Genomic DNA, 25,004 nt, shown 5'->3' with positions numbered 1-25,004 from the left:
GCTTGTAAGTCATGTTATGTACTCGGCCTCAGCCTTTGGCCGGAGAGGAATCCCGGACATCGGCAGGCCTGGACGCCATCTGCAGGTGCAGACGTTCGCCGGTGTAAGGAGAATGGGCACGTACCACGTCCATGTTCAATTCCACGCCCAATCCCGGCGCCTTGGACGGCACGATGTAACCGTCTTCCCATTGAATTGGCGTCTTGAGAATCTCCGCGTGAAAACCGTCCCATGTGCCGATGCTTTCCTGGATCAGGAAGTTAGGTGTACAGGCGGCAAGCTGGATGCTCGCAGCGGCCCCAATGGGTCCGTTGTACAAATGCGGGGCGATCTGCGCGTAATAGACTTCGGCAAGCGCGGCGATCTTCTTGCCTTCGAGCAAGCCGCCGCAGCGCGCTACATTCAATTGCAAAATAGACGCTGCGCCGGCTTGCAGCAGCTTGAAGAACTCGTACTTGGTCGTGAGCCGTTCACCTGCCGCGATAGGAATGCTGGTATGCCGCGAGACTTGCGCCATCGCCTCTTCCTGGCCGGGCGGCACGGGCTCTTCGAACCACAGCGGATCGTACTTTTCCAGGCGTTGGGCGAGGCGGATAGCGGACGACGGGACCATCTGGCCGTGCGTGCCGAACAACAGGTCGCACCGGTTGCCAACAGCTTCACGGATGCGCTTGCAGAAGGTCTCGCAGCGCTCCAGTACGTCGAGCGAAAGCTGGTGACCCGAGTACGCGGTGTACGGGCCGGCGGGGTCGAACTTGACCGCGGTGAAACCGCGATCCGCGTTCTGCACGGCGCACTCGGCGGCGAGATCGACATTGTCGTAGTCGTATTCGCCCGCGGCGTTCTTCGGATAAAGATACGTGTATGAGCGCAGCCGTTCGTTGACCAACCCGCCCAGCAACTCATACACCGGCTTGTCCGCCGCCTTGCCGATGATGTCCCAGCACGCCATCTCAAGCCCGCTGACAACGCCCATCATGGTGAGGTCGGGGCGTTGCGTGAAGCCGCTCGAATACGCTTCGCGGAAGAAGCGCTCCACGTGGTGCGGATCGTGGTCTTGCAAGTAACGTCCGAACACGTCCTCAATAATGTGCGCCATCGCTTTCGGATGGAACGTCGCTGAATAAATTTCGCCCACGCCTTCAATGCCGCAAGCGGTTTTCAGCTTCACGAAGATCCAGTACATGCCGCCCAGGTGCGGTGGCGGCACAGCGACAAAATGCGTTTCGAGAGAGACGATTTTCATTGGAGGGCTTCCTTTGCAACGGTCGTGCGCATGCGCTTGAGTGCGAGTGCGGCGATGCCGCCAATCACGCTGATCGCGGCGATGTAAGAGAAGTAGAACTGGTAGCCGGGAAGGCCCGGGAAATGCTCAGTAGTCCAGCCGTTTACGAGCGGCAGGAACACGTCGGGCGAATAACCGACCAGTGAAACCAGGCCAATGGCGAGGCCCGTGATACGCAACGGAATGCCGCATTCGTCGAGCAGCGACCAGTAGAGCCCGCGAATGGCGTACGTCAGGATACCGATCACCAGCACCACCACGGCGATCATTGCAACGCCGGCACGCGGATCAATATGACCGAGCGTGGGCAGCACGACCAGCGCGACCAGTCCGAGCGCCGCGAGAAACAGTGCGCTGGTCAACACGCCGAGCGTGGAGAACCGATCGCCGAGATAACCGCCGCCAATGCCGCCAATCGGGCGCATCCAGAGCTTGAGGGTGGTGAGCGTACCGGCCATGACCACGCTCATCTTCAGGTCGCCGACTTGCAGGTAAGCCGAGAAGCTATAGGTGGCCCAGAAGATCTGATAACCGCAGAACACGATGGCTGCCATCAGCCATAGTTGAGGAATACGCATCAGCGTGAGGAGATCGCCCCACAGCGTGTGATGCCCCTTGCGATTCTCCACTGCCTGCTCTTGCTCCTGCTGCGTGGCGGGCGGTTCTTTCACCAGCGCCATCAGCAATCCCAACGCAATGCAGACGGCCGAATACAGGTAGACGACGTATTTGAAGCCGATGTTTGTCGGCAGGCCGTGCTTTTCCGTGGCGGTCGCGAAGATCACCAGCGCCACAGTCGCAAGCAACGCCTCGATCAAGCCGCGTCCGCCGTCGAGCAAGCCGAAGAACCGGCCTTGTTCGTCGTGTGCGGCAATGGTCTTTACCCGCTTCAGGATGGAGGCCCAGAAGGTCAGGCCCGTGGTGAGTCCCCAGCAGCAGAAAACGGCGAGCAAAACGGGGAAGGTCGGTGCGGTCGAATAGACGAGCCCAAGTCCACCGGTCGCAATCAATGAAAAGCAGATGAGGAAACGCGGCGCGATACGGTCGGCAAGCCAGCCGCTCGGCAAGTAGCTGATCAGGAAAACGGTGCCGAGTATCGAATACAAATAACCAAGCTGGCTATTGTCGATGTGAAAAAACTCGAGCATCGGCGTCTGGTAGACCTGACGCAAATACAACAGCGGATAGATCGCGCCCGCGGCAATCACCAGCAGCATAAGCTGCATGTATCGTTGCGCACGCGTTGTATCGGCGATTGGCGGCGTGATGCCGGTTAGTGTTTTTTCCATAATAAGTCTCCTGCGGCTGCTCGCAATGAACGCCGTTTTTATAAATGTTTGCGTGAGGGTTGAAGTGTCGAGGGCTCAGTACTTCATGATGACGAGACGCGTCTGCGTGAATTCGAGCATGCCGTGCTTGCCGTCATCGCCGCCGAGGCCCGAGCGTTTCCATCCTGCGTGAAAGCCCTGGTACGGATCAGCAGGCGTGCGGTTCACATACAGTTCACCGGCTTCAATCTCGTTGGCCACGCGCATCGCGGTGCGATAGTTCTCGGTGTACAGCACGGAAGACAAGCCGTACTGGTGATCGTTTGCCATTGCGAGGGCTTCGTCGAGCGTGTCGTATGAGATCACCGGCAGCACCGGCCCGAAGATTTCCTCGCGCACGATTTCCATGTCATGGCGGCAATTGACCAGCAGTGTCGGCGGGTAGAAATAGCCGGGGCCTTCGGGCAACACGCCACCGGTGGCGATAGTCGCGCCTTCGGCAACGGCGCGTTCAACCATTGCGTGAATGTTGCGTTGAGCCGAGCGGCTGACGAGCGGACCCATCTTCGATGCATCCTGCGCGCGATCGCCGAAACTCACTGCACGCATCTTCGTGCGCAACAGTTCGACGAAACGGTCATGCACGCCGGCGTGGACGTAGACCCGTTCCATGGCCGTACACAACTGCCCGCAATGTGTTGTCTTCGACGCCACGACGGCGCTCGCTGCCGCTTCAAGATCCGCATCGGGCTCAATAATCGCGGGCGCCTTGCCACCCAGTTCCAGCGAAGGCTTGGCGATATTCGCCTTGCAATAGTCCAGCACGATGCGCCCGGCATTGACGCTGCCGGTCAGCGTGATCATGCCTACTGCCGGATGGGTGCAGACCGCGCCGGCGGTGGCATGGTCCATTGCGAGCACGTTGAAGACGCCCGCGGGCAGGTCGGCTTGCTGAGCGGCTTCGGCAATTTCAAATGCCGACGCCGGCGTGTTGTTGCTCGGACGAACAACCACCGTATTACCCGTGATCAACGCGGGCGCGACCTTGCGCAGCAGGGTATACACGGGGTAGTTGAACGGGATCAGGCAGGCCACCACGCCAATTGGTTCACGATGCAGCACGAGGTTTTCGTTCGGGGTATCGCTGGGAATGACTTCGCCTTCAATCCGGCGGGCCCATTCAGCGTGATAACGCGTGATGTCGGCGGCGTAGCGGGCTTCGTTCTCCGAATCGGCTATGCTCTTGCCGGACTCCAAAGCGAGCGCCGCGCCAATCTTCGGGGCACGTTCGACGATGGCATCGGCGAAACGGCGCAGATGCTCTCCGCGCTCGATCGCGGTCAGCGCGCGCCACGTCTTCTGGGCACGCGAAGCGGCTTCCACCGCGCTCAGGGCGTCGTCCTGCGACGCCAGCGTGACACGTGCGATGACAGCCGAGGTGGCGGGGTTGTCGACATCGGCGAACGAGTCGGATTGCGGCTCGACAAAACGGCCATCGATGAAATTACAGTAAGTGCGCATCGTGATTGCCAGGAAAGGTGAAGCGCCGCGGCGGTCCGCGACGTGAATGGCGGTAGTTTTATCGGCGCGACAGTCGGCCACAAGCGATTAAAACTCGACCCGCGCATGCGAAAAACGCACTGAAAGGCGGGTGTATTCGCGCAGCGGGATGGTCCATGGAGAGCTACCATGCGAAAACGCCACATTTGTTCACTGATCCGCTTTGATCTGGCCTGATATTTCACCAGGGAGACTCGCATGTCACAGCACTTCGACGCTATTGTGATTGGCACCGGACAAGGCGGTGGGCCGCTCGCCGTCAAGCTGGCCGAGAGCGGCCGGCAGACCGCCGTGATTGAACGGCATCTGTTCGGCGGCACTTGTGTGAACGTGGGCTGCACGCCGACCAAGACCTACGTGGCGAGCGCGCGCGCCGCGCACGTGGCACGTCATGCAGGCGACTACGGGGTGATCGTGGAAGGCGAGGTGCGGGTGGATCTGGCGCGGGTCAAGGCACGCAAGGACGGCGTGATCGCGCAGTCGCGCGATGGCGTGGAGAAGTGGTTGCGCAGCACGCCGGGAGTGGTTGTGTTCAATGGCCACGGCCGTTTTACGGGCCCGCATTCGATCAGCGTGACGGGTCCCGACGGCCAGCAACAGGCGCTCGACGCGGACGCGATCTTCATCAATACCGGCACGCGTGCAACCGTGCCGGAAGTCGACGGGCTGGCCGGCGTTTCACATCTTACGAATTCCACCATCCTCGAATTGACCGAGTTGCCGGAGCACCTGGCGATTGTCGGCGGAAGTTATATCGCGCTCGAATTTGCGCAGATGTTCCGGCGGTTCGGCAGCCGTGTGACGGTGCTTGTCAGGGGGGACCGTGTGCTGGCGCGTGAGGACAAGGACTTCGCTGAACAGGTCCAGAAAATCATGTCGCGGGAGGGCGTGGAATTTCTGTTCAACACCGAGGCGTCGAAGCTGGAACCGGCAGGCAAGGGGATTCGGATCACGCTGAGGGACCCGATGCAGGATCAGAAAAGCATCGAAGCGTCGCATTTGCTGTTTGCCACGGGACGCACGCCGAACACGGACGACCTCGGTCTGGAGCAGGCGGGCATCGTGTTGAACAAGCATGGTCTGGTCGATGTGGACGGAGCGCTTCGCACCCGGGCCGAAGGCGTCTGGGCGCTTGGCGATGTCAACGGACGCGGTGCATTCACGCATACGTCGTACAACGACTATGAAATCATCGCGTCGAATGTGGTGGACGGGGAGGCGCGCAGCGTGGATTCGCGCATCATGTGCTACGCCGTTTTCATCGATCCGCCGTTGGCGCGCGTGGGGATGAGCGAAGCGGACGTACGCAGGGACGGGCGGCGCGCGCTGATCGCCACCATGCCGATGTCGCGCGTTGGCCGGGCCCGCGAGCGCGGCGAGACTGACGGGTTCATGAAGGTGCTGGTCGATGCTGAAACGAAAAAGATCCTCGGCGCAGCCATGCTCGGTATTGAGGCTGATGAGGCCATCCATACGTTCATCGACATCATGAATGCCGATGCGCCGTACACCACGCTACAGCGCGCGATGCATATTCATCCGACCGTCAGCGAGTTGATTCCCACACTGCTCGGCATGCTTGAACCATTGAAATGAGTCAGGCGCGGCGTTGCTTGATGCGCTCGGCGATGACCGGACTTTGAAGCGAACGCTCGTAGGCGGACCGGTCCGCGCTGAGCGTGGAATCGCCGTTGGCGACAGCGTTCAGTTGACGCTTCATTGACCGCACGGTGTCTGGTATGCAAGCGCGAAGTGCATCGATATATTCCGCCGTGCGCGAACTCAGTTGCCCGGGTTGGACAAGCTCGGTCAGGAAGCCGATGCGCAGCATCTCGGGCGCGTCCAGCGTCATGCCGGTAAGAAAGAGCCGTTTCGCCTGCGCGAGTCCTAGCTCGCGCACGTACCGACGCATGCCGTCGGGGTAATAGTGCAAGCCAATACGCGCAGCCGGCATGAACATTCGCGTGCCCTCCACGCCGATGCGCACATCGCAGCACAGCGCAAGATCCGTTGCACCGCCATAGACGCTGCCGTTGAGCGCGCAGACAGTAGGCAGGGGGCAAGCTTCCAGCTCGTTCAGGAAGCTTTCGAACGAATCGTCGATATTGCCCTCGGCCAGGGCGGACAACGTATAACCCGAGCTGAATGTGGTCACGCCGGTGCCGGTGACGACCAGCGCTATGACGGTTTCATCGTTCGCCACCGATGCAATCGTGTCCCTGAGTCTGGCAAGATCGGCGGGATCGATACGGTTGTGTTGCTCAATGCGCGTGAGCTGGATCGTGACAACGCCCTCGTGCCGCGAACAGGAAAACCCTGGAGTGGTACCGGTATTCGTCATGTTTTTTCAGTGTGCCAAAGATCAGTCGCGCAAGGGTGCGCCGCGTGTTTCAACCGCCCATCGCAACGCAATGATTCCAACAACGAATATGCACGCGGTCATCGCAATCGGCGTGCCGAGCGTTCCAAAATGGCTCACGGCAACGCCCAGGCAAAGGCTGACGCCCACTGCGAAAAATCGTCCTGTCGATGTCGAGAAGGCAAACGCGGTGGCACGGATCGAGGTCGGATACTGCTCGGGTAACCATAGCGCATACGTGGCCGCGTTACCCCCGCCCAGGCCGATGAAAAACGACAGCACCATGAACGGAACCAGCCCTGCATGAAGGTAGAACGCCCAGCCGAATCCTGCAATCAGGAACAGCACAGGGAGGCGCTCAAGGAGGTCATCGATACAAAACTGCGCACGCGCACACGCGCCGAGTGGACCACGGATCTGAGACGGATCGGCATTCCTGCGGGTCCCATCAATAACCTCGCGGACGTGTTCGCCGACCCGCAGGTGATGGATTGCGGACTGGTCGAGGGAGTCGCACACTCGTCAAGCCGCCGGGGTCGCTTCCTTCTGCTTGGCGGCTTCTTCATTGGCGGCAGCATCGCGGGTTTCCGGCATTGCCAGCCACACCAGCGCCACGGCCAGCGCACCGGCTGCCGCAAGTCCGAAGAAGCTGGTGTTCACGCCGAACTTGTCCGCCACGAACCCGGCAATCGCCGTGCTCAGCGTCGCCCCAACGCCCGCCGCCAGCCCGAAGAATCCAATACACAAGTTGTACCGGCCCTTGCCGCCGGCCACGTCGGCGGCAATCAGCGGCAGCATCACGCCGAACACGGCAGCGCTGATACCGTCGAGCATCTGCACGGGCACCAGCAGGTAAGGACTGCTCGCGCTGCTGGCGGCTGCGAACAGCAGTGCGCGTAACGGCAGTGCCGAGAAGCCGAGGATCAGCACCGGCCTGCGTCCCCAGCTTTGCGCCTGCCGCCCGACCCACGGCGACAACCCCGCCACGATGAACTGCGGCACGATAATGCACGCCGCGATCACGAGTTGGACGTTGTCGCCCATGTGCGCCGTGACTTCGCCTGCGGCGAGGTTCAGCATGGCCGCATTCGACAGGTGGAACAGCACCACGCATGCCGCGAAGGTCAAGAGCCGCGGATCGCGCACCAGGTCACGCAGGCTTTCGGGCCGTTCTCCGACCGCGCTTACCGCTTCAGCAATGCTTGCCCCGGCTTTCGCCGCGGCCTTTTTCATGCGCGGCACGACGGGCGCCATCTCGTGATGGATCATGTTCAGCGCGACGAGCGCGGGCAACGCCAGCGCCGCGGTCAGGAAGAACACCGACCGCAGCGACAGGTACTCGCCGAACACGCCCATCAACGCCGCGGTGAGCGCACTGCCGATCGACGCCCAGCGCGCATTTCGCCCAAGCCGGTTGCCGAGATCGGCGCGCGAGACGAGGGCGAGCGAGATAGCGGCCATGGCTGGCACGAGCATGCAGCTCGCGAAGCCGTGCAGCACTTCGGCCGCGAACACGACGACAAACGTGGGGCTCGCGCCGAGCAGCAATGCACTCACGATGATCGCGATGATTGCGGCGGCGGCAGCGCCTTTCTTGTTGCGCAGCGCATCGACGAGCGCGCCGGCCGGCAATTGGCTCGCCATCGCGCTGATCGTGCCGACGCTCAGCATCAGCCCGATCTCGCCTTGCGTCCATTTGTTCGCGGCGAGATAGGAAGCGATGAACGGCCCAAAGCCGGTCTGCACATTCGCGACAAAGAAGTTCAGCCAATCGAGCGCGCGCAGACTTCGTGCAATTACCATATTTCAGATCGTCCTCATTGTTTCGAGGGGCGCGCAACGGCCGCCGATCCGGCTTTCGCAGCCGACCCCGGGCCGGAGGAGGCCGCAGCCGCAGCCGAAGCTGGCTCAGGCGACGCGGCCGGTTCCGGTGGCGGGACGACAGGCGAAACGATCTTGATCGGCTGATCGGGCGAGTACGTCGGAGCGGCTTTGATCTGTACGTCGGTGAAGTCCAGTTGCAATTGCATTACCTTGTTGCGCGAGACCACGTGCAGGTCGGGCCAGTTCGCGGCGACTTGCCGCTTGTCGGCGGCGAGGGAATCGGAGAGATCGATCACGAGCGCCTGGGGTTGCGCATCGGCATCGATCAGCACGTCGACTACGCGGCCCATCCGCGCGCCGCTTTTCTGCAAGACAGTGGAGTCGATGAGTTGAGCGAGCGTCGGCGGAATGTCGTTGACCGAGCCCGGCCTCGCCGATGCGTCCTGAGCTTTCGCCTTTGCCGCGTTCGACGCACCGTTGCTGCCGGGCGTTGGCAGTGCGAACGTGATGGGCGCTTTTTTCGTGGCCGGATTGAAGCGGAACGCGGTCCACGGGAAGGTCACCTTACGGTCTCCCACACCCAGGAACCCTGCCAGGTTCACGATCATGATCTTCGGTTTGCCGGTGGCATCGGCATACATGTCCACCGCGCGGCCGATCACCTTGCCGTCCGGTCGCTGGATCTCGCTGTCGAGCAAACCGCGGATCTGCTCGTGCTGCATGATGCGCGTGGTGAGCAGCGGCGGCGGTGTGGGCGGCGCTTTTTCCTCGACGGGCGGCGGCGGAGGCGGCGGCGGTTTTTTCGGTACGACTACACGCCGTTTGGGCGCGGGGCGAGGCACTTTGGGCTCGACCGGGGGTTGCGTCGCGACTGGCGCCGATGCAGGCACTTCTTCCGGCTCCACGACCTCCGGCTCGCTCGCCGGCTGCGGAGTCGACAAGTCGACGATCGGCGCGGGTGCTTGAACCGGGAACAGGCTGCATCCCGACATGACGGCCAGGACAAGGAGGATTGCAAGCGACCTGGCCACTGTTCGCCAGTGCCACTCGTACGCTCGAAGCGGGAAACCGCCACTCATCACAAGAGCTCCATGTTGCGGGACTGCCTTCAGTAAGTTCGTGCGCCGTCGCGCGGGTTATCGACGGCGCTTGGGGTTGGGGGAGAGGCGATCAGGAACGTAAGGATCGGACGACCGGCGCGCGAGAGCGGCTGCGCCTGCGTCGTCCGGCTTCGCTCAAACGCCCGGCGGACGCAACTTTGCCTCGGTCGCCTGCGCTAGCCGCGCGACGGTATCGGGTGCGCCCATCTTCGCGGCGGCGTCGCGGGCGGTGAAGCCGTTCGCGTCTTTCGCGTCGGGGTTCGCGCCTTTCCCGATCAGGAATTCAACCATCTCCAGGCGGTTGAACATGGCCGCGATCATCAACGCGGTACGTCCGTCCGGCGATGCCCCTTCCACGTCCGCGCCATGTTCCAGCAATGCTTCGATAACCGGCTTGTAACCCTTGAACGCCGCGCCCGCAATCGGGGTCTGGCCGTTGTCGTTGCGCAGGTCCGGGTCCGCCTTGTGTTCGAGCAGCACACGCACCGCATCGGCGTGGCCGTGATAGCTCGCGAGCATGACGAGCGTGTCGCCCTTGTCGTTGCGCAGGTTCGGCGGCAGACCCTTATGCAGCAAGGTTTCGAGCATGGCGGCGTCGCCGCGGCGGGCTACGTCGAAGACCTCGCTCGCGAAATCGATGAGCTCGTCGCTCAAGGGTTCCGCGCTCTGACCGGGCTTGCCGGCGGATGAATCGGGTTGCATGGGAGGCTCCACTAGGATTGCATGGACGGGTGCGGCCGCTATTCGATGCCGGGATTGATGCGGCGCGCCGGGTCGGGCGATGTCCGGCTGGTACTGCGTGCAGCGTTCGATTGGCGTTCGAGGGCAGGCGGTGCGTTCGGTTGCTTCGGTTCTTTCAGTTCCCTGGGTTCCATTCGGCAGCGGTCCTGCGGTCGTTCGCGGTTTCGATCAGTGCGTCAGGATACACAGGTTTGCCGGCAGGCCGCACCGGGATAGCAGGATTCGCGCCTTCTCCGGTCAGCCTTGCTTCCTGTCCCGACAGCGTGTCCGGAGCGTCATTCTAAGGGGTGCGTCTTCATCGGCGGGCCGATCAGGCTCGCGTCATTCGCCATTCGCCATTCGTCATCGGCAGTTTTCCTCGTGTTCGCCGGCAAGGCGGCCGGTTGCACTTTGCTTGACCTGGGCCTACCGCGCGCATACGCTCGCCAGCACTTCATCTGGAAACGCACCGTGAGCCCCGACAACGCCGATAATTCCGATACCCTCCGCCGCTCGGCGCCTGCTGCCGAACGTAATCGTGAACCTATTCTCGAGGTACTGAGCCGTGTCCTGCCCAAGGCCGGCGTGGTCCTGGAAATCGCGAGCGGCACGGGGCAGCACGCCGTCCACTTCGCCGCCGCGCTGCCTGGCGTCACCTGGCAACCGAGCGATCCCGATGCGGCTTCGCGTGCCTCCATCGAAGCCTGGCGCAAGCACGCTTCACTCGCCAACCTTAACGCGCCGGTAGCCCTGGATGTCCGCTCGACGCCCTGGAACGTGCCGGATTCGCTTGCGGCAATCGTATGCATCAACATGATCCATATCGCGCCGTGGGAGGCAGCCCAAGCGCTTTTCCAGGGGGCCCGCGAGCGCCTGACAAGCGACGGCGTGCTCTTTTTGTACGGACCCTACAAGCGCGACGGAGCGCATACCGCCCCGAGCAACGAAGCCTTCGACAACCAGCTTCGTGCCACCAATCCCGCCTGGGGCGTTCGGAATATGGAAGACGTAGTGGAGCTAGGGCGCGCCGCGGACTTGTGGATGGAACAAGCCGTGCCCATGCCCGCGAACAACTTCTGCCTGATATTCAGGCGCACCGGCATCTGACGAATCCGATGTATCGAGGCTGAAGCCGCCGGACTTCGTGGACAGATTCAGGCGGCCGGATCCAACACAGGGCGGTTCGATCAGGAGCTCGCCTGAATGGTTCCGCAACGGCGGATGGACGGTGCAGGGGACCCCGCAAAGGGCGTTGCAAAAATATCATGGGAATGTGCTCCGGCCGGGTGGCGAAGTGCTGCAAAACCGCCGCCGCAGCGCCTGCGCAGGCCCGTCCGGCCCGCTTCCGGTGCCCGCAGCCACCCCGTGTCGCGCCTCAATTGTGCTCTGGCGTGTAGACTGCGTTAGGCCTTTGGTTGCAACGTCTCCTCAAGGCACCTTTTTCGTCCGTTTTTTGGTCCATTTTTGCCGATACCCTCAAGCGGAGGCATCGTACATGCATGTAGCGCTGCAACAGGACGTCGCTGAAAGCGAACTTCCGTCACAACAAATTCAACCGCCGGCGCGCGATCTGCGCCGCGTCGATATTCACCCTGATCACTGGTACCCGGTTGCCTGGTCGCGGGAAGTAAAACGCGGCAAGGCGCATGGCGTCCGTTTTGCGGGCGATCCCGTCGTGCTCGTGCGCACGGAAACCGGCAAGGTGTTCGCGCTGGAAGACCGCTGCGCGCATCGGCAGGTGCCGCTGCACGCGGGCGTGGTCGACGGCGAATCCATTCGTTGCTGTTATCACGGCTGGACCTACGACTGCACCGGACGCTGTATCGACGTCCCGTATCTCGGGCGCGAACGCCTGCCGAACGGTGTGCGCTCGTATCCATGCCGCGAAGAAGCCGGCCTGATTTTCATTTTCCCAGGCGACCCGCTGCTTGCCGAGACCACGCCGTTTCCCGCACTCGGTTCGGTTGGCGATAAAGCCTACAAAACCCGCCGCTTCGGGCGTGAAGTGAAGTGCCATTACACCTTCATGCACGAGAACCTGATGGACATGAATCATCAGTTCCTGCATCGCAAGCAGATGGGCCAGATGAAGGCGCGCTCGGTCGGGCGCACCCGCGGCGAAGACTGGGTGGAAGTGAACTACACGTTCGCGCGCGAGGAGGGCAAGCAGCCGATCGGCGAGGCGCTGGTGTTCAGCCAGAAGCGCGGCACGAAGCCCGACGAGAACAACAAGGACGTGATGACGATCCGTACGGAGTACCCGTACCAGACGCTCCGGATCCGCACCAAGGACCAGACCATGGTGATGGACCTGTGGATCGCGTACGTGCCGCTGGACGCCGAGCAGCGCACCAACCGCACGTTTGGCCTGCTGTCCATCCGCCGGCCGAAAATACCGGGCATCCTGGATGCCGCGTGGCCGTTGCTGGTGTGGTTCACCGAGCGTATCTTCAAGGAAGACCGATGGATTGTGGAGCGCGAGCAGGAAGCGCATGACCGGCAAGGCGCCGATCATAACCACGAGGTTTTCCCGGTCATCCTCGAACTGCGCAAGCTACTCACTGAATGCGGCGCGCCGGTTCGGGAACCCGCGACGGAGCGTCGTGTGCACATGATCCAGCCGATCAGCGACTGACACCCGGCGGCCGATGGTTGTACACGACAAAACGCCGCAGTAACAACGTCTTAGTCAAGACGTCGCAGTCATGAAGTATTAACCAGAAGAGGTCGACCATCATGGAACCCAACTCGACAGAGAACCCGGTCAAGCCCGCGGTGAACGAGCCCCCCGAACAGGACCACTTCGATGCCGCCATCAGCCACGTCGATCATTCCTACGCGTCGGGCGCCATGGCCGCAGGCGCGGCCAAGGGCATTCTCTACAGCGTGATCGAGACACTGGGCACGCTTATCGGCGATCCGGATTTGCCGGAGCACGCACGGTCCGGCTATCAGGCGTTGAGAGTGAGCGCGCAAGAGCTGCGCTCGAAAATCGACTAAGCGTTTTAGCTTTGTTTTGGTTTTAGCCTCGAGTCGTGCAACCGGTCCCGGCGATGGATTTTTATGTCGCTCATGTTCCAAAGCGTAACGGCTCGGGCAATAATGCAAGGTCAACCACGGAGCACATCATGAGTAAGAGCCAGGACGCGAAGAAAACCGAGAAGAAGGTCGCTGTCAAATCGCCGAAAGAAAAGAAAGAGGCGAAGAAACTGAAGAAGGAGGCGTCCAAGCGGCAGTAATGGAAGCGGCGGATTGGAAGTGACGCAGTGACACAATGACGCAAGGCCTGCAGACGGGCGCGTTCAAACGTCCGCTCGTTTGATCTTCACCTCGCTTCGGCTTCCGGATTCCTGTTTCCCGCAGCACGTTTTGGTCATCCACGGCCCGCTTCAAGCGGGCCGTTTGCATGGTGAAGGCGTGATGAAGGCACGGACATTCCCGCTGTCCTTCCATGCTTTTACGCAGCATCGTTCAGACCGGCGATCGCCCGTGAAGGACGGCGATGCCCCGCGCATCGCAAACTTCTGTATGATAATGATTCTCAATAACACATCTCAATCCGTTTTCGCAGATTGGGACCGCACCTCTGCACGCTCTCCATGCAAGATTTTTTCATGCCGGCATCCGTGCTGTTCGCGATCGCCGGAGCCCTCGCGTTTTATCTCGCCGCGCCTGGCCAGCGCTGGCTGCGCGCTCCGTTGCCGTCGAGGCTTTTCAGAACGCTCGCGGCGATTTCCAGCCTTGCGGCGTTTGTTATCGGCGCGAGCGGGCTGCATCCTGCCACCTCGCTTGCCATTGTGTTCACGGCAGCCATGGCGTGCCTGACTGCGTGTCCGTTTATCGGCGTGATGGTCGATCGGGTTCGGGTTGGCGGCGCTCCGCGGGTGACACGTTGATCGTGAAGGCAGGGCGGCCTGCGAAAGAGCGCAACGCGCTGTCGCGGGACTGGTTGTCAAAGACGCTGGCGGGCGTGGCCGGCGGTTTCGGTCTCGGCATAGCCGCGAGCGGACTGCTTGCCTGCCTCACGCCCGGCGCACTCGATATACAGAACAAATTCCAGGTCGCGATGTGGCTTGTGCCGCCGGTATGGATCGGCATAATGAGCGTCAGTTTCGTGTTCCGAAGCGGCCTGCGCGCGTGGGCCTGGCTTGGCGGCGCCAATCTCGCGGGCTTTGCGTTGCTCGCCCTTGCACGTCATTTTTTCACTCGATAACCCCATGCGCAGCGACGTTATTCGCGTCTATAAGACGGTTCATACGTGGACGGGCATTGTTGCCGGCCTTGCGCTTTTTATCGCGTTCTATGCCGGCGCGATCACCATGTTCAAGGACACGCTCGACGACTGGGTCACGCCGCCGTTGCCGGCGTTTGAGCATGCTCAAACATTTCCGCTCGAGCAGGCGTCTGCGGTGATCGAGCAGACGCTGGCCGCGCATCCGGCGGCGCGGCGGCAGTTCACGCTGCGGCTGGAGGCCGCCGGAGCGGCGAGTCTTTCATGGCGCCCGCGTGGCCAGTCGCAGCGTGTCACCGCGACACTGAACGCCGGCGGCAAGCTCGAAACCCATGCGCGGGTGACATCGAATGCCGCGCGTTTCATCGATATCCTGCACATGACGGCGGGCATTCCCGGCGGCTTCAGTGTCGGCATGGGCGTGATGGGCGTTGTGTCGTTGCTTTACGGGCTGGCGCTGGTGTCGGGTGTGATCGTGTTGTTGCCGAGTCTGGTCAAGGACTTGTTCGCGCTGCGGGTGGGCAAGAACCTCAAGCGGATGTGGCTGGATGCGCACAACGTGATCGGCATCCTGAGCTTGCCGTTTCACGTAGTGATGGCGTTGTCGGTGGTCGCGTTCGGGTTGAACGACTATATCTTCGCTGTACAGGATCGCGTGATCTACAACGGTGCGCTCGATGCCACCATGACGGCGCAGAACCCGTATTTCGCGAAGGCGCCGGTGGTGCCGGGCGGCTCCGTAAGCTTGCTTCCACCGCTTCAGATCCTGGCGGCGGTGAAGCAGCGTGCGCCGGGGTTCGAACCGCAGGAGTTGAGTTATCGAGGGGCGGGTGCACCGGGCGCGACCGTCTTTGTGCGGGGCGATGATCCTCGCTATCTTGCTCGTAGCGGCGGGTTTGCGTTGCTGGACCCGGTGACCGGGCGTTTCCTGAATGCCCAGTTTCTCCCCGGCGCCGCCGATGGCAACGCGTGGTCTGCCGCGACCAGCGCGTTCTTTGCGTTGCACTTCGGAAGTTACGGCGGAGCGCCGGTTCAATGGGGATATTTTTTCCTTGGACTGGCGGGCGCGTTCTTGTTTTACTCCGGCAATTTGCTTTGGATCGAGAGCCGCCGGAAGCTTGAGCGCCGTGCTGACTCTGCACGCGGTGAAGCGGTTGCGAATGGCGATGTAGCTTCCGGTTCGGCACCCCCAAGGCAGCGGCGTGCGGCGCATTTCATGGCGGCGCTGACGGTAGGCGTAACGCTTGGGTGCATCGCGGGTATTTCCGCAACGTTCGCGGCGGGCAAGTGGCTGAATGGGCGCGTCGCCGATATGTCTGCGTGGCACGCTTGGATCTACTACACGGTGTTTCTGGCAAGTATTGCCTGGGCGTTCTTGCGCGGCGGGGCGCGAGGATCGGTCGAATTGCTCGCGCTGGCGACGGGGACGACATTGCTCGTGCCGCTCGCCTCGGTTATCGGCTGGCTCGTTCCATCGACACGTTTGTGGTTCGAGCCTTCTACGGTCGGCGTAGACATTTGCGCTGCGATTGGAGCAGGGTGTTTTGCCTGGATGTGGCGTGCGACTGCGCGGCGGGTGGCAGCAGGGCGGCGGGATAGTGTCTGGGCCGCCGGGCTGGCCGTCGATAAATGAAGCCGGGTGGGTGGTCTCGTTTCCACCTTGGTATGAAGCGGGATTCTGCCTTTGCTAAAAGCAGGTTGATCCCGGGGCCGCAGCGCCCGGGATCACCGCCACCCGGCCACCGGCGCGAGCGGCCCACTGCGTGCAACCGTTCAGAAATCGGTCGTCATCGAGAACAACACCGTGCGGGGTGCGCCTTGCGTGATGTAGCCCTGTCCGGATGTTGATGCCGTCGCCCAGTAGGCCTTGTTGGCCACATTGATCACGCTGGCGCGGAACGTCGTACTCCTGCTGAACAGGTTCGTTGCATACCGCGCACCCACGTCAAACCGGTTCCATGAAGGGATCGACGCAGTATTGGTGACATTGAAGTATTGCTTCGCCGTGTGCAGGAAACGCGCCGTCAACGTCAGGCCCGGCACCACCGGTACGTCATACTCGCCGCCCAGGTTAAACAGGAAGTTCGGCACGCCGGTCGGATGGTTGCCATCGGTCAAGCCTTGATAGGTATCGAGCAATTCAGCCTTGATCACCGATGCACCCGCCAGCAGCCGCACGCCCTTCAACGGCTCGCCATACACGGAGGCTTCCAGCCCGCGATGCCGCTCCTTCCCGTTCTCCGCAAAAATTCCGGCAGGATTCGTATAAGCCGAAGGCTCTTCGATCTGATACGCCGCGAACGATGCGCCAAAGCGATTCACATCGTATTTCACGCCCACTTCGTACTGCTTCGAGCGCGCCGGTGCGAGCTTCGTGCCGTAGTTCAACGCGGTCTGCGGCGCCTGCTGGCCCGCAGCCAATGCTTCGCTGCGGTTCGCATAAAACGCGACGTTTTGCCAAGGCTTTACGACCAGTCCAAGGATCGGGGTAGTGATTGCATCCGCGTACGACGATGTCAGCGCGCCCGTCGCCGTCGCGTAGTTGTTCGTGTGCAATTCCTGGCGGCGAGCGCCCAGCGTGAAGAGCACCCGGTCGTTGAGAAAACCCAGCGTATCGGATACAGCCACGCTTCGGATCAACGTGCTGTCGGTCTCGAACGGATTCGCGAAATTGCCGACCGGCGAGGCCGTCGGCCGCGGCACCTGGATGGTGTCGTAGAGGCTCGTCGAATAGCTGCCGGAATAGTCGTACGCCGAACTGTCTTTAATGCTCGTGATCGACCCGCCCGCCGTGACGAAATGCGTCACCGGACCGGTCGCGAACCGCCCGTGCACGCCGGCTTCGGCCGAGTACGCATCGGTCTTGCGCGGCACGCCCAGGCGGGTGGCGGTCGTCAGGCCGGTGTCGCCGTTATAGGTCGGCGACGAGTAGTCGCCATGCTCGTTCGCGTGATGGACGCCACCCGCCACGTAAGCCGTCCACCCGGGCAGGAAGTCGTATTCCGCCCGCGCGATGCCGACTGTGTCCTCCAGCGCCGTGTATGACCACGTTTGCGCATAGTTATAGGACGCCGAAGGCACCGCCGGGATCACGATGTTCGTGCCCGTCAGGTTGACCGTCGGACGGCCGTCGTTCACGCGCTCGCGCTGATAGAGGAAGTCGCCGTAGAGGCGCAGCTTGTCGCCGCGATAATCGAGCGACACGGACGTTGCGGTGCTGCGTTTGTGTTCATCGTCGACACTGGTTTCGCCGTCGCGGACCATGCTGTTCACGCGAATCCCGAACTGGCCTTCGCTGCCGAAACGACGCCCCACGTCGACGTGCGTACCTAGTTCGCCCGACGCCGATCCTTCAACCGTCACGCGCGTAAGGGGTTTGTCGTCGGCACGTTTGAGCTCCAGGTTGACGCCGCCGCCAATAGCCGAGCCCGTTGGCGACGCGCCATTCAGGAACGCGTTGGCGCCCTTGAACACGTCCACACGGTCCAGCGTTTCGGTCGCCACCAACTGGCGCGGCGTGATGCCGTAGAGGCCGTTGAGCGAGATGTCGTCGCCGGTAAGCTGGAAACCGCGGATCACGAAAACCTGCGCCTGATTGCCGTAACCAAGACCCGAGCGCACGGCGGGGTCGTTATCGAGGACATCCGCCAGCGTGCGCGCCTGCTGGTCTTCAATCAGCTTCGCCGTGTAGGTCGTCATGCTGAACGGCACGTCGATCATCTTCTGTTCGCCCAGCACGCCGAAGCTGGCGCCGCGTGCCACCTGACCGCCGCCGTAGGCGGGCGCGCGATCGCCGGGAAGGACGTCGGCCGTACCCTGGACCTTGACGGCCGGCAGGGTCTTGGCGGTATCGGCCGATTCCGCCGGCGTGCCCGATGAGTTCGGTTTTGCGGCATCGGCGCTTTGAGCCCGCGCGTTACCGCTCGTGGCAAGGCCGAGCGCAAGCGGCATGGCCGCGCAAAAGAACAGGTGGCGGGCGGCGGCGGACATCGGCCGGACGCGAAGCGAGTGCAGGTTGATAGCGAGCATGTGAAGTAGCAAGAGAGGGTCGTGATTGCACCCCGTAATGCCGTCATCAGAGGCGGCGAACGGAGCGTTGTTGTAGATTTTTTGGCTGTCAGACAGGTGACGGATGTTTGTGAAGTAGCTGACTAATTATACACAAATGCGAATCGTTATCATTTTCAATCGCAAAAAAATGATAACGATCTCAGCGAACCGGGGATTTGGCGGGAGGCTTGCTGGATAAGGATGCGACGCGGCCGGACGCATGCCGGCCATTGCGGCGGCGGGGCGTGTTTCATCACGCGTTGGGCGAGTCTTCGAGTTGATTTTCCAGGGCCGGAGCGGGCCGGGAAGGGGCGCGGAGATTCGATTGAAAGCTTGAACGTCCTTCAGGTCATCAAACGCCGCCAACCCAGCGTTCTTCCGACGCCTTCAAATGCGACCGCATGGCGGCCTGTGCGGCGATGGGATCGCGGGCTTCCAGCGTCCGCAAGATTCGCTCGTGCTCGGAGAGCGCGACGCCCCATGTCGTGATGTTTTCCGCGAGTCCGCTCACCTTGGCGGCGATCGGGTCGTTGCGGCCATCGAATAACTCGCCGACCAGCCGGGTCAGCACTGAATTTCCCGCAATGTCAGCCAGCGTCATATGGAACTGCCGGTCCGGTTCGAGCGGCGAGCGTCCTGCCGCGATCAATTCACGCATCGACTCCACGCTCTTTTGCAGCCGCGCCGTTCCGTCCGGCGTCAAGCGCGTGCAAGCCAGCACGATCACGCATCCTTCAATGGCCGCACGTGCCTGCATCAACTCGGTAGGGCTCTCGCCCATGGAGGTCAGCGGCGCCTCGGTGCCGCCGCCGCAGACGTACACCCCGGAGCCCATCCGGATCTCGACCTGACCGCGAATTTCGAGCGCGATCAACGCTTCGCGCAGCGATGGCCGCGACACGCCCAGTTGCTGCGCCAGCTCACGCTCGGGCGGCAGGCGCGCACCCGCCGCGAAACTGCCGTGGCGGATCAGCATGTTGATCTGATCGGCGATGGTTTGATACAGCCGTCGCGTTTCAACCGGTTTTACAGATGTCGTCATGGGGAGTGGGGGCATCGTGCCGGGATCGGAGTGTAAGGTGGCTTGACCAGTAAGGTGGCTTGACCAATTGCTTTCAGCATCGCTCGGCCAGCATGCCAATGAATATAAGGGTAAATACCGCGATTCCAGAGTGGGCATAACGCCATTATCATTCGCAACAGGTAAGGCCAGATGCTGAAATGTAAAATTGGCTTGACCACTTTGGTGCCTGAACAATGATCGGCGCCAGCCCCCCACGACCCGTGACCCTGCCGAGGAGACAACGCCGGTGCAAATGCTCATACGAGTCGACGAGACCCAGCGATGAACGCGGCAGCCCAACAGCGCGCGCCACGTACCGCCGCGCCGCACGCCATGCCGGACGAGCCCCTGCTGCGCCTGAACAGCGTCGGCAAGCGCTTCCCCGGCGTGATCGCGCTGCAAAACGTCAGTTTCGATGTCCGCGCGGGCGAGGTGCATGCCATTTGCGGTGAAAACGGCGCGGGCAAGTCGACGCTCATGAAGATCGTCAGCGGCCAATACCGGCCGGACGAGGGCGAGATCTACATCGACGGCCGCGAGCACCATTTCGCGTCCACGCTCGAGGCGCAGGCGGCGGGCATCGCGATCATTCACCAGGAACTGAACCTGATCCCGCATCTGTCCATCGCGGAAAACATCTTTCTCGCGCGGGAGCCGAAGCGCGGGTTTTTCATCGACCGGGCGCGGCTTGCTGCGAATTCCCAGGCGGCGCTTGATCGCATTGGCCTGTCGCTGAAGCCGCGCACGCTGGTTGGATCGTTGTCGGTCGCGCAGCAGCAGATGATCGAGATTGCGAAGGCGCTGTCGCTCAACGCGCGCCTCCTGATCATGGATGAACCCACGTCGTCGCTGACTGAATCCGAGACCGTGCATTTGTTCCGGATCATCAAGGAGCTGCGCACGGCGGGCGTGGGCATTGTCTATATCTCGCATCGGCTGGACGAGCTCGCGGAGATCGCCGATCGCGTCACGGTGCTGCGCGACGGCCGCACCATTTCCACCGATGACTTCGCCGCCACCACCATCGAGCAAGTGGTCTCGCATATGGTCGGCCGCGATCTGGACGATGTCTTCCCCGAACGCAAATCGCAGCCGACGAATGACGTGCTGCTGAGCGTGAAAGGCCTCACGCGCCGCGACGTGTTCGGGCCGGTGAGCTTCGAGTTGCGTCGCGGAGAAATCCTGGGGTTTGCGGGATTGATGGGCTCGGGGCGCACAGAAGTGGCGCGCGCCGTGTTCGGCGCCGATCTGGTCGAGGCGGGCGAAGTCCAGTTGCAAGGCAAGCGCTTGTCGATCCATTCGCCTATCGACGCGATCCGCAACGGCATTGCGTATCTTTCGGAGGACCGCAAGGGCAATGGTCTCGCGCTGCAGATGACGGTCGCGAAGAACATCACGCTCGCGAACGTGGAGGCCGTGTCGGGCGCGGGCGGCTTTATCCGCTTCGATGAGGAGGCGAAGGTCGCGCGCAAATATATCGATGCGCTGGGCATCCGTACCCCGGGCGTGAACCAGATCACACGCAATCTCTCGGGCGGCAATCAGCAGAAAGTCGTGATCAGCAAATGGCTGTTTCGCGAATCGAAGATCCTGTTCTTCGACGAACCCACGCGCGGCATCGACGTCGGTGCGAAATACGCAATCTATGAACTCATGGACCGGCTCGCGGCGCAGGGCATCGGTGTTGTTTTGATCAGCTCGGAGTTGCCCGAGATCATGGGCATGACGGACCGCGTGGCCGTGTTTCACGAAGGCCGGATAGCGGGCGTGCTCGAGACCCGCAAAACCAATCAGGAAGAAATCATGCACTACGCATCAGGACGGATCACCCATGCTTGAGATGACTACCGACCCGGCGCACGCCGACCGTGCCCGTGCCCGTGAACGCCGCAAGGACCTGATCCAGAAGTTCGCGGCGCTGGGAAGCCTGGTGATGCTCGTGGTCGTGTTCTCGGCGACCAGCAACGCGTTCATGTCGCTCGGCAACGGCATGACCGTGGCGTTGCAGGTGACGTCCATCGCTTATCTCGGACTCGGCGCGACGTGCGTGATCATTACCGGCGGTATCGACTTGTCGGTCGGGTCGGTGCTCGCGCTGTCGGGCGTGGCCGCCGCGTTGCTCGTGAAAGCCGGCGTGCCGGTGCCCATAGGCATGCTCGGCGGCGTGATCGTGGGTGCGATCTGCGGCGCGTTCAACGGCTTGTTCGTGACGCGCATGGGCTTGCCGCCGTTTATTGCCACGCTGGGAATGATGCTGGTTGCGCGTGGCGTGGCCTTGCAGATTACCGGCGCGCGGCCGGTCTCGGGGCTTGGCGATTCCTTCGCCGAACTCGGCAACGGCTCGCTCTTTCGCGTGGTCCGCATGGCCTCGGACGGGTTTCCCGACATCGTGTTTCCCGGCATTCCGTATCCCGTGATCATCATGGTCGTGCTGGCGGTGCTGGTTGCCATCATGCTCAGCCGCACCTCGCTCGGGCGGCACATCTACGCGGTCGGGTCGAACGCGGAGGCGGCGCGGCTGTCCGGCGTGAACGTGAATCGCGTGAAGCTGTTCACCTATGTGCTGTCCGGCGCGCTCGCGGGGCTGACCGGATGCGTGCTGATGTCACGGCTGGTGACGGCGCAGCCCAACGAAGGCGTGATGTACGAACTCGATGCCATCGCGAGCGCGGTGATTGGCGGGACGTCGCTGATGGGAGGAGTGGGCACGATCTCCGGCACGGCGATTGGCGCGTTCGTGATCGGTATTTTGCGCAATGGGCTGAACATGAACGGGGTATCGAGTTTCATCCAGCAGATCATCATCGGCCTGGTTATCTTGGGGACGGTGTGGATTGACCAGATCCGGAACCGGAGATGAGTTTCATCGAACGCGTCTGGAGCGTTCGCGATGCAGAAGAGAGCAAGGGGCCCGCGGGGTCTTACAAAATCAACAGGAGCGAGACATGAAACTGACTACGAAGGCGATGTTTACTGCGGTGCTTGCCGTTGCTGCGAGCAGCGCGTTTGCGGCGGGCGGCGAGATTGCCGTGATCGTGAAGAGCGCCGATTCGAATTACTGGCAAAACGTCAACAAGGGCGCGACCGCGGCCCTGGTCACCGAGAAGGGTTACACGATGACCTTCCAGGGCCCGGCCGCCGAATCCGACATAGCCGCCGAAGTGAACATGGTCGAGAACGCTGTGAACCGGAAAGTCGCAGGGATCGTGCTGGCGGCGTCGGACCCGGACGCGCTGGTGCCGGCCGTGAAGAAGGCGTGGGAAGCGCATATTCCGGTGGTGATCATTGATTCGGCGCTGTCCGATTCGGGCAAGCCGTATTACCAGGCTTTCCTGTCCACCGACAACGAAAAGGCCGGCGAGATGTGCGCTCAGGCGCTGATCTCGCGGGTGGGGCAGACGGGCAAGATTGCGTTGATGTCGTATGTGGCCGGCGCGGGGTCCGAAGTGGGGCGCGTGGGCGGGTTCCGCAAGTATCTGGCGGCGCATTCCAAGTTGCAGGTGGTCGGACCGTTCTACTCGCAGTCGCAAATGGCGAACGCGCTTAACCAGACGACCGACGTGCTTGCCGCCAATCCCGACCTGAAAGGAATTTTTGGCGCAAACGAGCCGACGGCCGTGGGGATGGGCCGCGCGCTGGCGCAGTCGGGCAAGGCCGGCAAGGTGATTGCGGTTGGATTCGACGGCAATGCGGATCTGCAGAACTTCGTGAAGGACGGAACGATCCAGGCAATAGCAGTGCAGGGGTCGTATCAGATGGGCTACAAGGGCATTCAGACGGTGATTGGCGTCATTGAGAAGAAGTCGCCGCCGAAGTTTGTCGATACGGGCGTGGTCATGGTCGACAAAGGCAATATTGATCAGCCGGTGGCGAAGAACGTGTTGTATTGATCGCCGGCCCCTGCATGGGGGCGGTGAGGGTCATGCGCAGTGCGAAGGGATTGCAGGGTAATCCTTTCGTGCTGCGCTTTTTTTGCCCGTTGGTTCTACCTGACACCGGCTAAGTTCGTGTTGCCCATTCCTCCATTATCTTCACCCGTAGAACAATCTGTTCCCGCCGCGTGGCTATCCGCCGCATATCTGCTCGCATACCATGCTGCATCGATTACGATCCTAAGCCTGATATGCAGACACCCTTGTACCGATGGTTATTAGCGGCTTGCGCCGCCACCGCTCTATTCACCAGCGCCGCTCAAGCCCAGGTCGACACGGCCAAGAGCACGGTCACGGCGACATCGAAGCAAATGAACGTGCCGGTTGAAGGCAAGTTCAAGAAGTTCACCGCGCAACTCGACTTCGATCCGGCCAAGCCGGCTGCCGGCAGCGCGAGCATCAGTATCGATACCAGCAGCTACGATCTCGGCGATGACAGCTACAACAAGCAGGCGACCGACAAGGACTGGTTCGATACGGCGCACTTCCCGACCGCCACGTTCACGTCGACCGCCATTGCGCCGGCCGGCGGCACGAAGTTCAACGTCAGCGGCAAGCTGACCATCAAAGGCAAGTCGCAGAACGTCACCGTGCCGGTTACGGTCACGAGCCAGGGCGCAACGCAAACCTTTGACGGCTCGCTGCCTATCAAGCGCACGCAGTTCGATGTCGGCTCGGGTGAATGGAAAGACACCTCGGTCGTGGCCGACGAAGTTGTCATCAAGTTCCACCTCGTGGCAGCCAAGAAATAAGCCATAGAAACGAGCGTTCATCGCTTTCAACATTCATCCAGGAAAACTCATGAAAAAGAACCTTCTGATTGCAGCCGCAGGCGCGCTTTTCGCGGCCGTTTCGTTTAACGCGATGGCTGAAGAAGTCACGTATCAGCTCGACCCGAACCACACGTACCCGAGCTTCGAGGCCGACCACTTCGGCGGCATCTCGGTCTGGCGCGGCAAATTCGACAAGAGCAGCGGCACGGTGACGCTCGATCGCGCGGCCAAGAAGGGCACGCTGGATGCGACTATCGACATGACATCGATCGATATTGGCAACGACAAGCTGAACGGCGAACTGAAGAGCGCGCAATTCTTCGACGCCGACAAGTTCCCGACAGCGACCTACAAGGGAACGTCGATGAAGTTCAAGGGCGATGTGCCGGTGGAAGTGATTGGCGAGCTGACGCTGCATGGCGTGACGAAGCCGCTGAACCTGAAGATCGAATCGTTCAAGTGCTTCACGAACCCGATGCTGAAGAAGGAAGTGTGCGGCACGGAATCGACGGCAACGTTTGACCGCGGCGACTTCGGCGTGGACTACGGCAAGGCGTACGGTTTCAAGATGAAGACGACGCTGCATATTCAAGCTGAAGGCGTGAGGCAGTAAATTTATTGATGGATGCCGGCGTGAAGATCGTCGCGCCGGTCGTTCAGGAAAGAGAGACCGTTCCAGCTTATGCGGGGACGGCTTTTTAGTTTCTTGTAAGCTCCGCTCGAGTCCGCGCTTGGGGCCACGTAGTCCGTCCCGTGACTACAATTCGGCGCTACTCGCATGTCATTGCCGAATCCAAGATCAATGCTCCTATGTCATGAATGAAATGACATCGGGGCTA

At 61.8% G+C, this 25,004-nt stretch carries 22 protein-coding genes and 1 pseudogene; 13 read left to right on the top strand and 10 right to left on the bottom strand.

Annotated elements, in window-relative coordinates:
- Positions 1–28: 28 nt before the first annotated feature.
- The 3 genes from ABH944_RS03305 to aldA form a co-directional block, all read right to left on the bottom strand.
- Positions 29–1,246, bottom strand: coding sequence for a mandelate racemase/muconate lactonizing enzyme family protein (locus ABH944_RS03305; RefSeq protein WP_404604595.1), 1,218 nt, complete (start codon positions 1,244–1,246; stop codon positions 29–31).
- Positions 1,243–2,574: an MFS transporter gene (locus ABH944_RS03300; RefSeq protein WP_404604596.1), complete on the bottom strand. Its 1,332-nt coding sequence runs from the start codon at positions 2,572–2,574 to the stop codon at positions 1,243–1,245. Before ABH944_RS03300 ends, ABH944_RS03305 begins: the two co-directional genes overlap by 4 nt.
- 75 nt (positions 2,575–2,649) lie before the next feature.
- Positions 2,650–4,074 (bottom strand): aldehyde dehydrogenase, encoded by a 1,425-nt coding sequence (gene aldA / locus ABH944_RS03295; protein ID WP_404604597.1) that lies wholly within the window; start codon positions 4,072–4,074, stop codon positions 2,650–2,652.
- Positions 4,075–4,311: 237 nt separating this feature from the next.
- Here aldA and ABH944_RS03290 point away from each other — a divergent pair, with 237 nt between their 5' ends.
- Entirely contained in the window at positions 4,312–5,709 is a 1,398-nt protein-coding gene (locus ABH944_RS03290) for an FAD-containing oxidoreductase (protein ID WP_404604598.1), read from the top strand.
- A gap of 1 nt (position 5,710) precedes the next feature.
- Here ABH944_RS03290 and ABH944_RS03285 read toward each other — a convergent pair whose 3' ends face one another.
- Complete coding sequence (locus tag ABH944_RS03285; RefSeq protein WP_404604599.1) at positions 5,711–6,454, bottom strand: enoyl-CoA hydratase/isomerase family protein; 744 nt, start codon at positions 6,452–6,454, stop codon at positions 5,711–5,713.
- A 321-nt stretch (positions 6,455–6,775) separates the two neighbouring features.
- Between ABH944_RS03285 and ABH944_RS03280 the strand changes: the two are divergent.
- A pseudogene (locus ABH944_RS03280) lies at positions 6,776–6,937 on the top strand (CoA transferase); the annotation flags it as partial.
- Positions 6,938–6,994: 57 nt separating this feature from the next.
- Here ABH944_RS03280 and ABH944_RS03275 read toward each other — a convergent pair.
- From ABH944_RS03275 to ABH944_RS03260, 4 genes are all read right to left on the bottom strand, one after another.
- Entirely contained in the window at positions 6,995–8,275 is a 1,281-nt protein-coding gene (locus tag ABH944_RS03275; RefSeq protein WP_404604600.1) for an MFS transporter, read from the bottom strand.
- 14 nt (positions 8,276–8,289) lie between these two features.
- Positions 8,290–9,375 (bottom strand): hypothetical protein, encoded by a 1,086-nt coding sequence (locus ABH944_RS03270; RefSeq protein ID WP_404604601.1) that lies wholly within the window; start codon positions 9,373–9,375, stop codon positions 8,290–8,292.
- 156 nt (positions 9,376–9,531) lie between these two features.
- The gene (locus ABH944_RS03265; protein WP_404604602.1) at positions 9,532–10,098 is read right to left on the bottom strand and encodes an ankyrin repeat domain-containing protein; all 567 of its coding nucleotides are present in this window, start codon (positions 10,096–10,098) and stop codon (positions 9,532–9,534) included.
- Between the two features lie 38 nt (positions 10,099–10,136).
- Entirely contained in the window at positions 10,137–10,271 is a 135-nt protein-coding gene (locus ABH944_RS03260) for a hypothetical protein (RefSeq protein ID WP_404604603.1), read from the bottom strand.
- A 316-nt stretch (positions 10,272–10,587) separates the two neighbouring features.
- Between ABH944_RS03260 and ABH944_RS03255 the strand changes: the two genes are divergently transcribed.
- From ABH944_RS03255 to ABH944_RS03230, 6 genes are all read left to right on the top strand, one after another.
- Positions 10,588–11,223, top strand: coding sequence for a DUF938 domain-containing protein (locus tag ABH944_RS03255; RefSeq protein WP_404604604.1), 636 nt, complete (start codon positions 10,588–10,590; stop codon positions 11,221–11,223).
- A gap of 388 nt (positions 11,224–11,611) precedes the next feature.
- Positions 11,612–12,751 carry a Rieske 2Fe-2S domain-containing protein gene (locus ABH944_RS03250; RefSeq protein ID WP_404604605.1) on the top strand — a complete coding sequence of 380 codons (1,140 nt, stop codon included), beginning with the start codon at positions 11,612–11,614 and terminating at the stop codon, positions 12,749–12,751.
- A gap of 101 nt (positions 12,752–12,852) precedes the next feature.
- A complete protein-coding gene (locus ABH944_RS03245) occupies positions 12,853–13,116 on the top strand; it encodes a hypothetical protein (RefSeq protein WP_062083764.1) in 264 nt (87 codons plus the stop codon).
- Positions 13,117–13,715: 599 nt separating this feature from the next.
- Positions 13,716–14,012, top strand: coding sequence for a hypothetical protein (locus tag ABH944_RS03240; RefSeq protein ID WP_404659288.1), 297 nt, complete (start codon positions 13,716–13,718; stop codon positions 14,010–14,012).
- A gap of 2 nt (positions 14,013–14,014) precedes the next feature.
- Positions 14,015–14,329 carry a hypothetical protein gene (locus tag ABH944_RS03235; protein ID WP_404604725.1) on the top strand — a complete coding sequence of 105 codons (315 nt, stop codon included), beginning with the start codon at positions 14,015–14,017 and terminating at the stop codon, positions 14,327–14,329.
- A 4-nt stretch (positions 14,330–14,333) separates the two neighbouring features.
- Positions 14,334–15,980, top strand: a complete 1,647-nt coding sequence (locus ABH944_RS03230) for a PepSY-associated TM helix domain-containing protein (protein ID WP_404604607.1) — start codon at positions 14,334–14,336, stop codon at positions 15,978–15,980.
- A gap of 140 nt (positions 15,981–16,120) precedes the next feature.
- Here ABH944_RS03230 and ABH944_RS03225 read toward each other — a convergent pair whose 3' ends face one another.
- Both ABH944_RS03225 and ABH944_RS03220 read right to left on the bottom strand, forming a co-directional pair.
- Positions 16,121–18,376: a TonB-dependent receptor gene (locus tag ABH944_RS03225; RefSeq protein WP_404604608.1), complete on the bottom strand. Its 2,256-nt coding sequence runs from the start codon at positions 18,374–18,376 to the stop codon at positions 16,121–16,123.
- Between the two features lie 373 nt (positions 18,377–18,749).
- Positions 18,750–19,439 (bottom strand): FadR/GntR family transcriptional regulator, encoded by a 690-nt coding sequence (locus tag ABH944_RS03220; protein ID WP_404604609.1) that lies wholly within the window; start codon positions 19,437–19,439, stop codon positions 18,750–18,752.
- Between the two features lie 303 nt (positions 19,440–19,742).
- Here ABH944_RS03220 and ABH944_RS03215 point away from each other — a divergent pair, with 303 nt between their 5' ends.
- The 5 genes from ABH944_RS03215 (at position 19,743) to ABH944_RS03195 (ending at position 24,778) form a co-directional block, all read left to right on the top strand.
- The gene (locus ABH944_RS03215) at positions 19,743–21,299 is read left to right on the top strand and encodes a sugar ABC transporter ATP-binding protein (RefSeq protein ID WP_404604610.1); all 1,557 of its coding nucleotides are present in this window, start codon (positions 19,743–19,745) and stop codon (positions 21,297–21,299) included.
- On the top strand, positions 21,292–22,320 hold the full coding sequence (locus tag ABH944_RS03210; protein WP_404604611.1) for an ABC transporter permease: 1,029 nt from the start codon (positions 21,292–21,294) through the stop codon (positions 22,318–22,320). Before ABH944_RS03215 ends, ABH944_RS03210 begins: the two co-directional genes overlap by 8 nt.
- Before the next feature lie 85 nt (positions 22,321–22,405).
- Positions 22,406–23,350: an ABC transporter substrate-binding protein gene (locus tag ABH944_RS03205; protein WP_404604612.1), complete on the top strand. Its 945-nt coding sequence runs from the start codon at positions 22,406–22,408 to the stop codon at positions 23,348–23,350.
- A gap of 233 nt (positions 23,351–23,583) precedes the next feature.
- Positions 23,584–24,144 carry a YceI family protein gene (locus tag ABH944_RS03200; protein ID WP_404604613.1) on the top strand — a complete coding sequence of 187 codons (561 nt, stop codon included), beginning with the start codon at positions 23,584–23,586 and terminating at the stop codon, positions 24,142–24,144.
- Between the two features lie 49 nt (positions 24,145–24,193).
- Complete coding sequence (locus ABH944_RS03195) at positions 24,194–24,778, top strand: YceI family protein (RefSeq protein ID WP_404604614.1); 585 nt, start codon at positions 24,194–24,196, stop codon at positions 24,776–24,778.
- Positions 24,779–25,004 lie beyond the last annotated feature (226 nt).

Origin of the sequence: Caballeronia udeis (genome assembly GCF_044909315.1) — a bacterium.
GTDB lineage: Bacteria > Pseudomonadota > Gammaproteobacteria > Burkholderiales > Burkholderiaceae > Caballeronia > Caballeronia udeis_A.
This window is presented reverse-complemented; position numbering and strand designations above follow the sequence as displayed.

What these genes read in the sequence shown, in the direction of transcription:
- ABH944_RS03305 (WP_404604595.1), bottom strand. Translation starts at nt 1,246, where the DNA reads ATGAAAATCGTCTCTCTCGAAACGCATTTTGTCGCTGTGCCGCCACCG.
- ABH944_RS03300 (WP_404604596.1), bottom strand. Translation starts at nt 2,574, where the DNA reads ATGGAAAAAACACTAACCGGCATCACGCCGCCAATCGCCGATACAACG.
- aldA (WP_404604597.1), bottom strand. Translation starts at nt 4,074, where the DNA reads ATGCGCACTTACTGTAATTTCATCGATGGCCGTTTTGTCGAGCCGCAA.
- ABH944_RS03290 (WP_404604598.1), top strand. Translation starts at nt 4,312, where the DNA reads ATGTCACAGCACTTCGACGCTATTGTGATTGGCACCGGACAAGGCGGT.
- ABH944_RS03285 (WP_404604599.1), bottom strand. Translation starts at nt 6,454, where the DNA reads ATGACGAATACCGGTACCACTCCAGGGTTTTCCTGTTCGCGGCACGAG.
- ABH944_RS03275 (WP_404604600.1), bottom strand. Translation starts at nt 8,275, where the DNA reads ATGGTAATTGCACGAAGTCTGCGCGCGCTCGATTGGCTGAACTTCTTT.
- ABH944_RS03270 (WP_404604601.1), bottom strand. Translation starts at nt 9,375, where the DNA reads ATGAGTGGCGGTTTCCCGCTTCGAGCGTACGAGTGGCACTGGCGAACA.
- ABH944_RS03265 (WP_404604602.1), bottom strand. Translation starts at nt 10,098, where the DNA reads ATGCAACCCGATTCATCCGCCGGCAAGCCCGGTCAGAGCGCGGAACCC.
- ABH944_RS03260 (WP_404604603.1), bottom strand. Translation starts at nt 10,271, where the DNA reads ATGGAACCCAGGGAACTGAAAGAACCGAAGCAACCGAACGCACCGCCT.
- ABH944_RS03250 (WP_404604605.1), top strand. Translation starts at nt 11,612, where the DNA reads ATGCATGTAGCGCTGCAACAGGACGTCGCTGAAAGCGAACTTCCGTCA.
- ABH944_RS03245 (WP_062083764.1), top strand. Translation starts at nt 12,853, where the DNA reads ATGGAACCCAACTCGACAGAGAACCCGGTCAAGCCCGCGGTGAACGAG.
- ABH944_RS03240 (WP_404659288.1), top strand. Translation starts at nt 13,716, where the DNA reads ATGCAAGATTTTTTCATGCCGGCATCCGTGCTGTTCGCGATCGCCGGA.
- ABH944_RS03230 (WP_404604607.1), top strand. Translation starts at nt 14,334, where the DNA reads ATGCGCAGCGACGTTATTCGCGTCTATAAGACGGTTCATACGTGGACG.
- ABH944_RS03225 (WP_404604608.1), bottom strand. Translation starts at nt 18,376, where the DNA reads ATGCTCGCTATCAACCTGCACTCGCTTCGCGTCCGGCCGATGTCCGCC.
- ABH944_RS03220 (WP_404604609.1), bottom strand. Translation starts at nt 19,439, where the DNA reads ATGACGACATCTGTAAAACCGGTTGAAACGCGACGGCTGTATCAAACC.
- ABH944_RS03215 (WP_404604610.1), top strand. Translation starts at nt 19,743, where the DNA reads ATGAACGCGGCAGCCCAACAGCGCGCGCCACGTACCGCCGCGCCGCAC.
- ABH944_RS03210 (WP_404604611.1), top strand. Translation starts at nt 21,292, where the DNA reads ATGCTTGAGATGACTACCGACCCGGCGCACGCCGACCGTGCCCGTGCC.
- ABH944_RS03205 (WP_404604612.1), top strand. Translation starts at nt 22,406, where the DNA reads ATGAAACTGACTACGAAGGCGATGTTTACTGCGGTGCTTGCCGTTGCT.
- ABH944_RS03200 (WP_404604613.1), top strand. Translation starts at nt 23,584, where the DNA reads ATGCAGACACCCTTGTACCGATGGTTATTAGCGGCTTGCGCCGCCACC.
- ABH944_RS03195 (WP_404604614.1), top strand. Translation starts at nt 24,194, where the DNA reads ATGAAAAAGAACCTTCTGATTGCAGCCGCAGGCGCGCTTTTCGCGGCC.